This is a genomic window from Alteromonas macleodii ATCC 27126, assembly GCF_000172635.2.
Classification (GTDB): domain Bacteria; phylum Pseudomonadota; class Gammaproteobacteria; order Enterobacterales; family Alteromonadaceae; genus Alteromonas; species Alteromonas macleodii.
Window position 1 is genome coordinate 3,882,261 of record NC_018632.1, and the last position, 15,990, is coordinate 3,898,250.

At 41.6% G+C, this 15,990-nt stretch carries 10 protein-coding genes; all 10 read right to left on the minus strand.

Annotated features, from left to right (window positions below; genetic code table 11):
* The 10 genes from MASE_RS16575 to MASE_RS19840 all read right to left on the minus strand — a co-directional run bounded on the left by MASE_RS16575 (position 1) and on the right by MASE_RS19840 (position 15,930).
* Positions 1 to 447 carry a hypothetical protein gene (locus tag MASE_RS16575; protein ID WP_014950864.1) on the minus strand — a complete coding sequence of 149 codons (447 nt, stop codon included), beginning with the start codon at positions 445 to 447 and terminating at the stop codon, positions 1 to 3.
* A gap of 18 nt (positions 448 to 465) precedes the next feature.
* Complete coding sequence (locus tag MASE_RS16580) at positions 466 to 936, minus strand: GDP-mannose mannosyl hydrolase (protein ID WP_041693573.1); 471 nt, start codon at positions 934 to 936, stop codon at positions 466 to 468.
* 3 nt (positions 937 to 939) lie between these two features.
* Entirely contained in the window at positions 940 to 1,899 is a 960-nt protein-coding gene (gene fcl / locus MASE_RS16585) for a GDP-L-fucose synthase (RefSeq protein ID WP_014950866.1), read from the minus strand.
* Between the two features lie 40 nt (positions 1,900 to 1,939).
* Positions 1,940 to 2,476, minus strand: a complete 537-nt coding sequence (locus tag MASE_RS16590; protein WP_014950867.1) for a hypothetical protein — start codon at positions 2,474 to 2,476, stop codon at positions 1,940 to 1,942.
* An 84-nt stretch (positions 2,477 to 2,560) separates the two neighbouring features.
* Positions 2,561 to 6,229, minus strand: coding sequence for a VCBS repeat-containing protein (locus MASE_RS16595; RefSeq protein ID WP_014950868.1), 3,669 nt, complete (start codon positions 6,227 to 6,229; stop codon positions 2,561 to 2,563).
* A gap of 243 nt (positions 6,230 to 6,472) precedes the next feature.
* The gene (locus MASE_RS16600) at positions 6,473 to 8,236 is read right to left on the minus strand and encodes an FG-GAP repeat domain-containing protein (protein ID WP_014950869.1); all 1,764 of its coding nucleotides are present in this window, start codon (positions 8,234 to 8,236) and stop codon (positions 6,473 to 6,475) included.
* A gap of 106 nt (positions 8,237 to 8,342) precedes the next feature.
* On the minus strand, positions 8,343 to 9,185 hold the full coding sequence (locus tag MASE_RS16605) for an IS3 family transposase (RefSeq protein WP_041693506.1): 843 nt from the start codon (positions 9,183 to 9,185) through the stop codon (positions 8,343 to 8,345).
* 11 nt (positions 9,186 to 9,196) lie between these two features.
* Positions 9,197 to 9,508: a transposase gene (locus tag MASE_RS16610; protein WP_014949699.1), complete on the minus strand. Its 312-nt coding sequence runs from the start codon at positions 9,506 to 9,508 to the stop codon at positions 9,197 to 9,199.
* A gap of 18 nt (positions 9,509 to 9,526) precedes the next feature.
* Positions 9,527 to 11,305: a WD40 domain-containing protein gene (locus tag MASE_RS16615; RefSeq protein ID WP_014950870.1), complete on the minus strand. Its 1,779-nt coding sequence runs from the start codon at positions 11,303 to 11,305 to the stop codon at positions 9,527 to 9,529.
* Between the two features lie 221 nt (positions 11,306 to 11,526).
* Positions 11,527 to 15,930 carry a S8 family serine peptidase gene (locus MASE_RS19840; protein ID WP_051129066.1) on the minus strand — a complete coding sequence of 1,468 codons (4,404 nt, stop codon included), beginning with the start codon at positions 15,928 to 15,930 and terminating at the stop codon, positions 11,527 to 11,529.
* Positions 15,931 to 15,990: the final 60 nt, after the last annotated feature.

Genomic DNA, 15,990 nt, shown 5'->3' on the forward strand with positions numbered 1-15,990 from the left:
TTACTTACTGCCAATAGATTCAATAATTTCTGTTTTAGCCAGTTCAATTTGCCTATGAATCTGACTTGTCATGGCAACCATCAATTGTTTATTGGTCACGGTCAAATTAAAGGCATGGACTGGCACATCATTAACGTACATAACGACTACGTTTTCACCTTCTTCGAAGACTTGCCAATTGGGCTCTACGTTGAAGCCACACGCACCGTCACCAATGCCTGAGTTTTTGAGATCTTCTCTAAATACTGAGGCAGACGTTTCGCAAATTATTGCATTGTTGAGTTTAAATGAAAGAAGACAACTTTCTGCGCTTTTTTTGGAGTTTTCAAATACCCATCCAGAGAACCTGAAAATTGATAACTCGTCGATATGAAATGTCGCATATCCTTTTTCACACTGAACTTTACGCTGTCGGTTCTTATATTTCTTATATAGTTTTGAAAGCAACTAGAATTCCTCACTTACTTAAATACTAAGCACTGCATCCATATAATCAGACGAATGCTTATGAACAGTGGTATCACTTTTAACCATTGCTTTTGCGCACCATTTGTATTCATTATGCTGATCGCCAATAGGCAATACTAAGCTATTTTGATGAACTTTTAAGTAATAGCCTGCAACTACATAATGCGTCGAAGGATTTTCTCCCATCACACTATCATCATAAAAATGTTCGTAGATATCCAAAAGGCGCGCGTCTTTTCGGCTTATCTCAACCCCTAACTCATTCAACGTTAGTCGTGAAAAAGCATCGTCGAGTGTTTCATTTTTCAAAATTCGCCCACCAGGCACAAACCAGTAATCTTTCGCTGGACGGTTGGTTCTAAGGCCAAAGAGTATTTCACCCTTTTCATTTTCAACGACTAAATCTATGGACACCAAAGGTGTCCTATCAATAACCTCAGTAAATTCTTGTTTGCTTAGAAAGGTCAAACCTTACCCTCTAAAGTTGTCTTGATTTGCCAAAAACCACTCAAAAGCATTTTTCAAACCACTCTCTAAATCATAAGTGTGCTTCCATCCTAAATCATGGAGTCTAGAAACATTCATTAGCTTTCTAGGTGCACCATCTGGCTTGGTGGTATCCCAAACAATCTTACCTTTAAAATCCGTAACTTTAGCGACGGTTTCAACAAGTTCACGGATTGTACAGTCTTCTCCTGTACCCACATTGATGTGGCTAAGCATTGGCTGAGTGTTAGCCTGATAAGTTGCGTCATCTAGCTCCATAACATGAATACTCGCTGCAGCCATATCATCGACATGTAAAAATTCACGCATTGGATTACCGCTTCCCCATGCTACGACTTCACTGTCGCCGCGTTGTGCTGCTTCATGAAAACGACGAAGTAGAGCCGGAATTACGTGAGAGTTTTCAGGGTGGAAGTTATCGTGAGGTCCGTATAAATTTGTAGGCATGACAGAACGATAATCTCTGCCGTATTGACGGTTATAGCTTTCACAAAGTTTTATGCCCGCGATTTTAGCTACCGCATAAGGTTCGTTCGTTTCTTCTAGTGTTCCGGTTAAAAGTGCACTTTCAGTCATAGGCTGCTCGGCCAATTTTGGATAAATACAACTAGAACCAAGGAAAAGAAGCTTCTGTACATTATTTTTATGCGCTGCATGGATAATGTTTGCTTCTATCATCAAGTTTTCATAAATAAACTCTGCAGGGTAGGTATTGTTCGCGTGGATACCACCGACTTTCGCAGCCGCTAAATAAACTTCATCAATATTATTTTCAGCGAAGAAATCACTGACTTCTTTTTGTTCGATTAGATTCAACTCAGAGCGAGTTCTGGTAACAATTTCAATATCATTTCTTTGCTCTAAATTTCTAACAATAGCAGCACCGACCATTCCCCTATGACCGGCAACAAATACTTTTTTCATGATTTTCTCTCAGACAAATTTAAAATTTTAATATGTAAGCCTAATACTGGTCCATTGTTGAAGTCGAGGGCAACTCTTCTTCTAACATAACGCCGTCTAGTTCAGGATGGTTTGAAGAAATAGGCTCCCTTTCGAACAACGCTATCGAGCGAACGGTTTCGGTGTTCTGAATGCTGTGCTTGGCGGAATTCAATTCACTTTCTAATAGCATTTGATCATATTCTGTAGGCTCAACTAGCCCCATTTCTTCGTCAAGTGCTGCCAAAGCTTCTTTATCATTAACCCAAGTGATGAGCTTTTCTTCTGATAATGAATCTATACCCTCTTCTTCAGCCTTACTCTTTACTTTGTTAACCGAAGATTCTGTCTTGTCCGATTCTAATTTGCTAGGTTGGGAAGGAGCGCCCTCAGCAAATGTTTGATTTGAGAAGCCAGCTTCATCTCGTTGTACCAATGATGCTTCAGCCTCATCTACAACTACATCATCATTGACTGACTTTACAGAAAAGTCTTTGTTCAATATAAAAACGGAGAAGGCAATTGAAATAAAAAGTATTGCTGTCAAAAACGTTTTCATAAATTTTCCCTAATTTGAAACTTACTACTTAACAAAAAACGGCTGTCAAAAGACAGCCGTTCTACTATATCAAAAGAATCGCTGTTAGTCGGCCATAAACCATGTACCACCAACAGTTTTTACAACGCCGGCGGCAATCCGGTTGGTGCCATCCATAAGGTGGACAATATTGCGACCGCCAAGTGTTTCGTTGCGCCATAGGAAGTCAACTTTTCCATCACCGTTGAAGTCTTCTACTTTGGCCAATGACCATGCAGTGCCAACTTGAGGTAACAACTTCTGTTCCCTTACCACGCCATCTTCCATGTAATAAACACTGTTACGGCCATCTTGAATGTTACGCCAAATCAGATCTTCAGTTCCGTCACCGTCTAAGTCGCCAGTTCCAGCAAGTATCCAATCACTTGGGGCAACTTCAGCTAGTGCAGTTTCTTCAAAGTTACTTGAGCCCTCAGTGAGGCTCCATACTTTAAGATTCTGCCCATTCCTAAGAAGTAACTCTTTAACTCTATCACCGTTAAAATCGCCAACGCCTTCAATTACCAGGTCACCTAGAGCATTTGACCAACGGCTAACTTTACCTGCGCCGTCCATAAACCACACTGCTAATTGGTTAGTATCTGTTTTACGCCAGACTATATCGTCTTTTTCGTCACCGTTTAAATCGCCAATGACTTGTAGTTCGAACTCATTATTAAGTCTGGCATGTACTGGACGACTAGTAATGTTAAACCCATCCATTAGGAATACACGGTTGTAACCACCCAAAAGATCTGGATTTCTCCAGAACAGGTCAGTTTTACCATCACCGTCAAAGTCTCCTAGGTTTAGCTGCCATTCTTCGCCTTGTACTACGTTAATTGGGCGAGATAGAAGCACTTCTTCACCATCCATTGTCCATAGGAAATTCCAACCACGAACGTTACTTGCATTGCGCCATACAATATCTGCACGCCCATCGCCGTCAACATCGGCTCTTACAGGCAACTCAGAATTATCACCAATACCATCGCCATCTGTATCTGCCCATTCAGAGCTATCAGTTGGGAATGCATCGTTGAAGTCATTAACACCATCGCCATCTGTATCTTGAGAAGTAGGCGAAGTTCCTAGGTAATATTCTTCTATATCAGTCAAACCATCGCCGTCAGTATCTGTTGAAGGATCTTGCGCATAATAAGGATTTAAGCCATAAGCAAGTTCCCACTCGTTAGGCAGACCATCGCCGTCAGCGTCAGTTGTTGCAATATAGGGTTGTGTGAATTCACCTGCCGTATCGCCCAGATCTCGTGTTTTTGAGCTATATACAACTATACTTCCGTCGTTATTTATAGCCGGGTTGAATAAAGAGGTACGTTGATAATATGTAGATACATCATCATTAATGATACTCGAAGACATTGAATCGGTTTCAATTACGACCACCCCCATTGAGTCGCCATTCACATAATTGAACGCTACAATTTCGCCGTTACCAGAAATAGATGCACCGCCATAAGCGCTAAATAAAGTACCGTCTTTATCAGAAGATATAGCTGAAACTTCACCCTCATTTACGTTGTACATAGCTATAAATGGTGAGCTGTAACCTCCGAATCCAGCCACTAGATTGTCTGCTTGGGTCTCGAAAATAATGGTCATTCCATCTGCTGAAATATTAGCGCTATAGGATTGTCTGTTCCCTAGCGCATTATCTAAGTTTTGTGAAACCACTCTATTTGTTTTGGTAGCAACATCGTAGACAACAATTTGCTGATAGTAGCTTGAAAAACCCCAAACTGCGTCATTTTGCGATTCGTATACAACATATTTTCCGTTACCAGAAATAGTTGGATTCACAGAACTACCGGCATCAGAGCCATCCCAAGAGGCATCAGTTTTACTAACCAACTCAATAGTATCTTCAGTGTTGTCATAAAGAAAAACATGATAGTAATACGAGTTAATTTCATCTGTGGTCAAGTTCGTCGCTTCAGAAACGAAGGTAATATAACGACCGTCGTCTGAGATACTTGGGTTAAACGAATCATCATTAGCAGCAACACCTGTACTCCCAACACTAACTAAAACCAGCTGACCTGTATCGCGTTGATACCTAAAAACGTCCCACTGTGAGTTAACATCATCAGTGTGAATATTCGACGCGCGTGATGCAAATGTAATTACATTACCATCTGCACTTATATCGAATATCTCACCAAAGCCACCGTTTGCATCTGCGCCACGGCTGCCTAAGCGAATTTGTTCAGTAGTTCCTTCCTGCCTGTCGTATAAAAACAGCTCGTCATAATAAGAATTACCGGTATCTGACAGCAACCTATCATCAGTTTTATATAAGATAAAACGTCCAGATTTAGAAACTGCGACACTGTCTACATCATCGAATGAGCCTAAAGATTTGGGTTTGCTCAACGTTGTTAGACTATCATCATCCATTGAGTAAAAATAAACATCATCAGCATTATCTCTATCTAGCAAATCGAACGTTTGCCCTTGAGAGTGAAATGCTACGAACTTTCCGTCGCCGCTTAAGTCCACGGCTTGGCTAACATAATATCTCTCAGCATCTTCATCTTTATGTTTAGAGGCTAAAGTCGTTATACCCGATGTGAGGTCGTGGGTGTAAGCGTTGTCTTCGTTGTAAACATTATACGAGTCAAACGTTCCGTAATCATCGTCATAGATAAAACTAGTAGTTGTGCCGTCGGAAGATAGACCAATTCTGAAAGAATACTCTACTCTTCCATTATCGTTTAAACCGGTGCTGGTGACACTTGCCATCTCAGTCAAACTTTCGTTCATGTTACGGACATAAACATCGGCGCGACCATCTTGATCTCTGCCATCTAATTCTGCATCGGAAATAAATGCAACAATGTTTCCATCGTCACTGATATTCGGCGAGTAGCTTGCGTCATTAGTATCTTGAAAACCCATTGAACTGACACTTGCCAATTCTAATGTTTTATTTTCTAAGGAGTACCGATAAACATCAGCATATGTCCCGTTTACATCAGTAGAGTTTAATAAATTCGTTGCTCTTGATGTAAAAGCAACATACTTACCATTTCCACTGATTACAGGATTATTGGAGTCGTAGTTAGACTCACCGTTTTCAGTATAAGTGATTCGCTTCGTTTCACTTTTAATTCTGTCACGAACGAAAACGTCTATCCTACCGTTAGCGTCGATGTTATCAACATCAAGCGTGGTGCCTCTAGACTCAAAGGCGATGTAATTACCATCATTAGACACCGTGGGTGCATACGAATGCCCATCACTCTTTAAGCCATCAGACGCTATTGAAATCAATTCAATTGAATCTGATGCTGCGTCCCAAAGATAAATATCATTTGTTACCGTTCCACCAATAGGAATAAGGTCTGCGGCATACGATTCAAAAACAATAAACCTGCCATTTGCTGAAATATGAGGTTTATCACTCGTTCTATTTGAAAATGCCTCTACATCAGGGTGATGTTTAGAAACAAGGTCGATATCCCCTGTTTCTGTATTTTTTCTATAAATATCACAGCGCCCCTGACTTTCAGCGCTCATGTTAGATGCACAACTTACAAACGCAGCGTATTTTCCGTCTTCAGAAAGAGAGACATTGTAACTATCTCCAAGGCTAAAGTGTGTGTCTGACTTAACGACACTTTCTGTAGGAAGCCAAGATTCTGAGAAGGAACTACTGGAAAACGCTGCCGCTGCTAACGCAATGGCTACTTTCGAGAATTGTCTTTTGCTCATAGTTCTAACTCGTGAGTGGTTTGTTTTAGTTAGCTATGAAATGGAAGAGGCAGCAAAAATTCAGGGGAGAGCAACACTCATCGCCAAATAGCAATCACGTCCATGTCAAAGCGGCTATTCGAAAGTTTAATGCTTACTGGCGTAATGTCAAAAAAACAGAGTACTCTTAAGAAAAACTTCAAAACACTTTTCATGAATAGAGCCAAAGCCAAATTAACGGCTCTGGCCTAAATCATTAGGTTATTACTTCGCCATAAACCACTCACCGCCAACGGTTTTTACTACCGCTGCCGATTTGCGGGATATGCCATCCATCAAGTGAATGATATTACGGCCGCCTTGGCTGGTGTTGCGCCATAGAAAATCTACCTTGCCATCACCATCGAAGTCTTCCACTTTGGCTAGTTCCCAAGAAATATCTACCGTTGTAATAAGCGCACTATCCCGTAGCTTCCCTTCTGCGATGTAATAGACCGATGTGCGTCCATCACGTGTGTTACGCCATATCAAGTCGTCGGTGCCGTCTCCGTCTAAATCACCAGTACCCGCTAACTTCCAAGCGTCTGATGCCACAGCACCCAAGCTTTGCTGAGTAAACTGCGTACCGTCATCATTCAACGTGAAAAGATGTAGCTTCCATCCTGTGCGTGTCACTACCGATGTTTTGTTGTTTGAGTGAAACTGACCTGAGCCCTCAATAACCGTTGCTCCAAGTGCGTCACCTTTCTGGGCCTCAACTTGAACGCCATCCATATACCAAACCATCAAACTATCATCAGTCTCATCGTGCCATAGCACATCGTCTTTGCCATCGCCGTCTAAATCGTCGGCGAGTAATAGCTTTGTATCACTGCTCACATTTTGAATGCGCGTTTTCTGCTTTATCGATGTCCCATCCATCAAGTAGACAAAATTCATACCGAGTGAATTAACTTCGTCACGCCAGAAAAGGTCAGATTTACCGTCACCATCAAAATCGCCCAAACGAAGCCCCCACTGTTCGCCTTGAACTACGTTAATTGGCTTACTTTGCTTAATATCGCTGCCCGACATACTCCACAGGAAGTTCCAACCTACTACGTTGCTACGTCTTCTCCAGACAAGGTCGGCTCTTCTATCCCCATTTACATCAGCTCTAATAGGTTGATCAGCGTTGTTGCCAACCCCATCGCCATCAGTATCCTCCCATTCACTTCTGTCCAATGGGAACTGATCTATATCGTCAGTATATCCATCCTCATCACTGTCGGGATTTAAGGGTGATGTTCCCAAAGCGAACTCCTGATAATCCGTCAAACTATCGCCATCGCTATCAGAAACAGTTAAATTTTCCGAAAACGGGTCAAGTCCATACCGTAGTTCCCAATAATTAGGTAACCCGTCATTGTCTGCATCAGTAGTTGCAAAGTAAGCCTGTATCGTAGTATCAGACACCTCGTTGGTATCGTTATTTCTTGACCCATATACAACTACTGACCCACTGTTATTAATAAGAGGCCGCAAAAGACCGTTGTATGAGTTGTAGTTTTGATCGGTATCTTCATTAATTATACTTACATAATTGTGATCAATACTTCGAACAGCCACGCCTATCTTATTGCCACTGCTATATGTGTACACAGCAAACTTACCATTACTAGACATATTCGCAGCACCGTATGGCGTTTTGGCATGACCATTATTTTCTAAACCCAACTCAATGAGTTTATTCAGGCTAATATCATAAATGACATAGGTCCCATCATAACCTAGGCCGCCTGTGGAAGAATCCAACAGAACTCGACTCCCCTCTGCTGAGAATGCTATCGGCACTCCTTCAATCCTTTCGGAGTTAGAGTCTAGTTCTGGAAGAAATACATTAGTTTCATCCTCAATACTATATAAGGAGATACGTCTGTTGTTATCTAAAATATCGCTATAAATTACATACCCACCATTAGAAGCAATGATCGGGTGAGAGCCAGATTCTGCAATTAGTCTGTGTCTTTGCTCTACTTTGTCGTACAAATAAATTTTGTTACTTTCAGGAGCTAAGTTAGCTGTATCCTCAACTAGATTCGTCGCTTTGCTTTCAAAAGCTATTGGTCTTACCCACTAAAAGTGGACATCCATGTTAAGCGTAAGTTGCTTCGTATTCATATGGGCTGACATAGCCCAATGTAGAATGCTGACGCACGCGATTATAAAAAATTTCGATGTATTCGAAGATACAAGATTTGATTTCCTGAAGCGAGTTGAATTTCTCCCCGTATATGAGTTCGACTTTCATACGACTGAAGAAAGACTCCATAACTGCATTGTCCCAGCAGTTGCTCCTTCTGCTCATGCTGGACACAGCACCGATGCTCATTATCAGGTCTTGGTATCGCACAGAGCGATATTGAACACCTCTGTCGGAGTGAATGATTAACCCAGGCTCTATGTCTCGTCGGCTAATCGCCATATTAAGTGCGCGTATAATGAGTTCTTCGGTCATATGACTATCAAATGCCCAGCCAACAATGGCTCTTGAGTACAAATCCATCACGGTAGCCAAGTAATGCCATTGGCCTTTAAATCGAATGTAAGTGATGTCAGTGACCCACTTTGTATTGGGCTTTGTTGCTACAAATTGTCGGCGCAAAACGTTTTCACTCACGCGCACATTACTGTGACTATATTGCGAGTATCTAAACGCTCTACCGTTACGAGCACGTAACTGTAGTTGCTGCATGATTTTCGCAATGGTATTAACGCAGCAGGGGACGTTCTCAGCTTTCAAGGCGCGTGTTAACCTGGGTGCACCATAACGCTTTTGGTACTTTTCAAAGAGCGCCATGGTATGCTCACGCAGTTGTTTGCGACGCTGCTGATGCGCGGGAATACCTCGCATAAGGTACTTGTAATAGCCAGAACGAGACACTTTGAGTGCCCGACACATCACCGTTACTCTGAACTGCCCCGCATACACTTTAATGAGCGCGTACTTTACTCTTGGTCGCTCGCAAAGTACGCGGCAGCCTTTTTTAAAAACGCATTCTCTTCTTTAAGGTCAGCCAGCTGACGCTTGAGAGCTTGCACTTCGTCAGAGTCTTCTTGATGAAACTTCACACCTTGAATGGTTGAGAATTGATGACCCCCACAGCGCTTGAACTGTCGACGCCAGTTGTAGATTTGTTGTGCGGAAATCCCCAGCTCTGCGGCTACGGATTGGTTGGAGTTACCTTTTTGATCTGCTCGACGAACAGCCTCTTTACGAAACTCTTCAGTGTAAGCATGAACCTTCTTTTTATTAGCCATAAGTCACCTCTTATCTAACTATAGGAGATGTCCACTAAGTTTGGGTAAGTCCTCTATATAACGCCCGCTGGCAGATACTGAAGGGTTAAACGAATCACCGTTAGCACTGTTTCCATCAACACCTTTTGATATTAATGTTACTTCTTCAGTCGATAAGTCATAAAGAAATATGTCTTCATTTGTATTCCTATCATCGCTACTAAGGTTACTAGCCTTTGTTGAAAAAACGAGTGCCTTGCCGTCAGCGCTTATCTGAAATAAGTTATTAACTTCTGCGTTAAGAGCTGAACCTCTTATACCCATTCTCAGCTGCTTCATTTTTCCGTTTAAACGATTGACCAAGAAAATATTATCAAACTTTGAAGAGCTCTCTTTCCATATATATGCATTACTGGTTTTTATAACCGCTAAATTTCCGCTACCAGAAAGAGATGCAGAATGAACGTCTGCTTGTGAGCCATAGGTAGCTGGTACGCTGACGTTTTTGTAAGCGTTTTCTTCAATAGAGTACAAAAAAATATCGGTAACGTAGTTTCTATCTAATGGATCGAAGCTATTGTCAAATGATTCAAAGGAAACAGACTTACCATCTCCCGAGATAGCTGGGTTATCAGCTGATTCATACCGCGTAACAGATTTGTTAATAGGGTCAGAAACTAGATATAATCTGCCAGTATCTAAATCTTTCAAGTAAACATTATAAGTATAAGTAAAGTTATTTTCTGAAGAGAAAGTTCCATTATGATCGTGAAGGGTGAATGCAACTCTCCTTCCATCATTACTAATTGCAAGTCTTCCATTTACTTCAAAAGAGGCATAACCACTTGATTGATTGGGTGAAGAAACTATCGAGGTTGTCCTTCTTTCCATATCGCGTATGAAGACTCCAGAGTATCCTGTCGAGTCAAAACTTGAATTGGAGCGGAAAGCGACAAATTTGCCATCTTGGTTAACCCTGGGGACGTAACTTCCTTCACTTTTTTGATTGCCATTGCTATCAACGCTTATAAGAGTGTTTTTGCCGGTTTCAATTTCATGCAAAATTATGTCTGAGACGCTTCCGTTCTCATCTTCTAATGAATCGATAGAATTAGTAGCACTCGTTGCAAATACTACATACTTGCCGTCTCTACTTATATGTGGAGAGCGCGAGCCTCCATTTAATTCTTGGTCAAATGAGTTCTTAATCCGTACAGTTGTATTATTGACTCGATCTCGAATAAAGATGTCTGCTGAGTCGTTAGTATCCGGACTTACGACATCGAGAAGAATAGACTCGCTTTCGAATACTACGAATCTTCCATCATCAGATACAGACGAATTACTAGAGTTTAAATCACCTTCAAGACCATCAGAGGCGACAGAAACAAGTTCTATTTTGTTGGTTAATGCATCCCAGAGGTAGATATGAGAAACACCGTTGCCTTCTAAACCAACAATATCTGCAGCTGTGCTATTAAATACAACGAAGCGCCCGTTCGATGAAATATAAGGTGCAGAATTCCAAGACTCACCTTTAAAATCACTTAGAAGAGATTTCGTTATTAATTCAATTTGCCCTGTTATATTGTCTCGCCAGTAAACATCACACCGCGCTTGGTCTTCAATAACGAGATTGCTAGCACAGCTCTGGAAAGCCATGTATCGCCCATCATTCGATAGCGAACTTTGAGAACTAGCGCCATTGCTCGCGTGTGTATCAGATTTTATAGTCAATTGTGAAGGGAGCCAGCTTTGCGTTACACCAAAAGCGGTAGATGAGATAAAAATAAGAGTGAAAAGAATTACTTTTTTCATTTTTTCCTTTTTCATAAAACTACAGATGTGGACAATGTCTTGTTTGATTAGATTTTTACTGGAGCGAATAAACTCGTTGACGAGAAGAGTGAAGAAACGAGGTCCTCCTTTGTTCAAGCTTGCGAATTACTGAAGCAAACACCACGGCAATTAAAGTTCACCAGTGCTTAACACATTTTTTATTGAAAAAACGGCGCCGCGAGTGCGGCGCCCAAGAAATATTAGTCAGCCATAAACCAGGTACCGCCAACGGTTTTTACAACGCCCGCAGCAATTCGGTTAGTGCCATCCATGAGGTGTACGATGTTACGACCTCCAAGCGTTTCATTGCGCCATAAAAAGTCTACTTTGCCGTCTCCGTTAAAGTCTTCTACTTTCGCCAATGACCACGCTGTACCAACTTGTGGCAACAACTTTTGTTCTCTTACAGTGCCGTTTTCCATGTAGTAAACACTGTTTCGACCATCGCGAACATTGCGCCATATCAAGTCTTCTGTGCCATCACCGTCTAAGTCGCCGGTGCCAGCTAGTTTCCAGTCAGCGGGGGCTACTGAAGATAACGTCGATTCTTCAAAGTTACTGCCACCCTCAATAAGGCTCCACACTTTTAATTCATTACCTTCTCGAAGTATAAGCTCTTTTATTCTGTCTCCATTGAAGTCGCCAGTGCCTTCTAATGTCAAATTACCCAAACCATCGGACCAACGACTAACTTTCCCTACGCCATCCATAAACCAAATTGCTAGTTGGTTTGTGGTGCTATTACGCCAAACAATGTCATCTTTCTCATCACCGTTTAGGTCACCAATCACCTTAATATCGAATTCATTATCAAGACGTGCGTGCACAGGGCGACTAACAATGTCAAAGCCATCCATTAGGAATATTCGGTTATAACCACCTAATAGGTCGGGGTTTCTCCAAAACAAATCTGATTTACCATCTCCGTCAAAGTCACCAAGGTTTAACTGCCAGTCTTCACCTTGAACAACGTTGATGGGGCGTGACAGCAGAACTTCTTCACCATTCATTGTCCATAAGAAGTTCCAACCTCTAACATTGCTCGCGTTGCGCCATACGATATCTGCTCGCCCGTCACCATCAACGTCAGCTCTAACTGGTAGTTCAGAGTTGTCACCTATACCATCACCGTCTGTATCAGCCCATTCAGAGCTATCAGTTGGAAATGCATCCTCTCCATCTGTGAAACCATCTCCATCTGTGTCGCTATTAACGGGTGATGAGCCGATTCGACGCTCATCCTCATCTGATAAACCATCGTTATCATTATCTAAATCTAACGCGTTAACGATACCATCGCCGTCAAAGTCTTGCGTTTCTGACGTCAAATCCACGCCCAAGTTTGCAGCATTAACTAGGTTGTGAATTACATTTCCAGAGTCATTAGAAAGCGTAATTCTAAACTTAACAGGCTGAAGTTCTATCTGTAGTTTTGGTAACAATGCCTTAACGTCATAGCGCTCAAAAGAACTTGGAGAAATATCAAGTGAATGCCAATCATCATATGAGGTAGGGCTTACCTCAATACTTTTGTATTCATATTCTCCGTAAACCTTTGAGCTGCCAAAATGCAGCTCAGCGTCCTGATATCCAATTTGGCCGCTTAATACAACAGAACCAGTTGTATCAACAAATTTAGAATAAAGGTCACCAAAACCACCACCGTAATATTGTTGAAGTTCAAAAATAGATTGGCTAGCTATATGGCCTTTGCGAGAGTTCACAATAAGAGTTGGTAGAGTACACGTCTGATCAAGAGTTATACTATCGCCAGTATATTTCCCCGTTTGAATGACAGTATCATCACACACGATTTGGTAATTTTGGTCAGGGAAGCTTACTTGAGCTCCATCGAGAGATGAGAATGTATTATCTCCGTAAATAGAAATATAAGTTGACGAAATGTCGATATCTTTACCCGTAACACCTGCCGTTGGTTCAAATTGATACAATGGCACTTTACTTAAAATACCCGAGCTCTCTCCAGAAATAGACATTTCAGGTGTAGATACTAACAACTCACCGTAAAACTGATCATCAGTTTGCTGCAATACTGAAACTGTAACACTTGTGCTTTCATCGCTTACCGGTGAAGATACGTAAGTAAAACGCTTACCATCAATACCAGAGCGGGGGCGAGCATTATCGTAATATATTTGAAATGCAGTAGTACTCACATCTGTAGGCCCAGAAAACTCTTCAGAAATGATACTGGGTAGCGCTGTACCTGCATCTAGTGCGGCTTTATAAGCTCCATTATCGGAGTCTTCACTGACCGACTTATATAAGTGAAACAACACATCATTTTCATCTTCACTGTCGAACCTATCGACCAACTCAATGTTTAAATCGATCTCCGAAGCTAAATGACCAGTTGCGATTAATTTTCTTTTGACATCTTGTTCGGTTAACTCGGTAGTATCTATTGAAGTGTGATCAGAAATTGTAGACGTTACTTCCTGAGTATCGGTATATGTTAAACCTATATATCTTTGGGATGTCTTCACCTGTTTTAGTTCACCCAGACTAGGGTCTATATCGGTAACACCAAAAAGCTTGTTTAAGCTAGACACTCCAAACTCTAAAACTGTATCTTCTGAAATAAGGGGATAAAAAGACTCTACACCAGTAACTTCGTAAGCTGAGTCTAGAGGAAGTTGGTCGCTGAGTTGTGTAGCGCTGATAACATCAACGTTGTCGTATATTGCTGTTATATAGAAGCTGCCTTCACTAACATAAAAGTCCAACGTTTCGCCTGGAAAAATCAGATTCCAGTAAAGTTCATGCCCATCACTATTAACTAGCGATACATTCACGTCACTATTGCCCGTATTAGCTAACTGCAACAGTAGGCTTTTGGTAAAACTGATAGGTACGACTAACTTGCTATCTGTCGCGACAAACTCTATTTCACTAAAAAAGGCAGCGGCATCGTTTTGAGGTGTTGGAATATTGGCAACATCGCTAAATGTTAGAGTTACAGGAATCACTTCTGACGATTGCGAAGCCACTGTCACCTTAATTTGCTCTGAGGTCAGTGATACAGACGCAGGAAGATCAGTAGGCATGACAACATCGAATGTCTTAGCTGAATTCGACATATTGGTTACAATAATATTTGCTGTTCGCTTTACACCGTTCTGTTTTGGCGTATTACCAAAGAACAAAGGGGCGGTAGACATACTTACAACGTTAGTTAGTGCATTTTGTACATCAACTAAGCCATAGCCCGATGCAAATATATCATCGCTGATGTTGGTAGCAGAGGACATCAATATGCTTTTCATTTGTTCTGGCTGTAAAGCGGGTCTAGCTTGAAGTAATAGTGCTGCAGCTCCAGCTACATGTGGGCTGGCCATGCTCGTTCCGCTCATTTCTTCATAGCGGTTATTAGTTTGAAGCGAATATATTCCTGTTCCTGGGGCCACCACTTCAGGCTTAATGTAATCAGAGTTCAGTACAGGCCCTTTAGAGCTAAAATCTGAAATATTGTTTTGTTTATCTACCGAGCCCACTGTTATTGCTGTTCTAGCGGAAGCTGGAGAGTGTTTCCCAATATCATAATAACTGCCATTATTGCCCGCAGCAGCCACAACCACTACTCCCGCAGCGGTAGCAGCATCAACTGCTGACGAAACGATATCATCGGCATCACCTGGCCCGCCTAGGCTTAAATTAATAATATCGGCACCATCATCTGTGCTTGGATCGCCATCAGGGTCAACGGCATACTCGATGCCTTCTACAGTTTGAGTATTAAAACCATTTCCTTCGCTATCTAAGACCCTAACCGCAAGAATTGATGCATCTGGTGCAACACCAACAACACCGCCATTCGCAGCAACAATACCTGCCACATGTGTTCCGTGGCCATCAACATCCATAGGGTCTGCATCACTATCTACAAAGTCATATCCGCCAATAACTTTACAACCATTACCAATACAGCCACCTAAATCATTGTGATTGTAATCAACACCACTGTCGATAACGGCAACAACAATACCTTTACCGGTGAGGTTGTTTCCACGTGGGCCTTTTCTCTCCCACACCTTGTCTGCTTTTATCATTGGCACACTTTCCGCAAGAAATTTTCTAACAGGCTTGCTTTTGGTAACGCGCTTAACCGAAGGCAGTTTTGACAAAGCCAAAATTTTATCTTCATCGCCCTGTACCACTATTGCGTTAACCACACGCATTAAACGGTTAGACACTGATATATCTGAAGGTAGGGCATTTTTAATAAACGTTTGCTGAAAGGTATTTAAAACATCAACTTTGCGCTCGACTAAATATTTGGCTTTTTGCGTTAAAGCTTGCGAGGCAGATACATTAATTTGCTGTTTTACTAGATTTTGTTCACTCTTCAGCGCTTCATACGCCTGAAACTCGCTAGTTTTTAACAGCGGTTCACTATGGAACTCTATGATGTATTTCTGATCACTTTTGTGCTCAGCACGGCTATTTTGAGATTGTACCGTGTTATGACTAAGATCGTTGGAGTACCTTGATATTCTTTGCTCAACTAACTGTTGTGCACTAAGGCAAGATGAAAAAAGGGTAAGTGAAATTGCTAGACAAGTATATTGGAACAATGTAAACACTCCATAGTCCGTTACTGAGTACTTTACACTTAAGTGTAAAATAAAGATCCTGTTTAAACT

Excerpts from the sequence above, each read along its gene's own strand:
- fcl (WP_014950866.1), bottom strand. The coding sequence starts at position 1,899 with ATGAAAAAAGTATTTGTTGCCGGTCATAGGGGAATGGTCGGTGCTGCT.
- MASE_RS16590 (WP_014950867.1), bottom strand. The coding sequence starts at position 2,476 with ATGAAAACGTTTTTGACAGCAATACTTTTTATTTCAATTGCCTTCTCC.
- MASE_RS16595 (WP_014950868.1), bottom strand. The coding sequence starts at position 6,229 with ATGAGCAAAAGACAATTCTCGAAAGTAGCCATTGCGTTAGCAGCGGCA.
- MASE_RS16610 (WP_014949699.1), bottom strand. The coding sequence starts at position 9,508 with ATGGCTAATAAAAAGAAGGTTCATGCTTACACTGAAGAGTTTCGTAAA.
- MASE_RS16615 (WP_014950870.1), bottom strand. The coding sequence starts at position 11,305 with ATGAAAAAAGTAATTCTTTTCACTCTTATTTTTATCTCATCTACCGCT.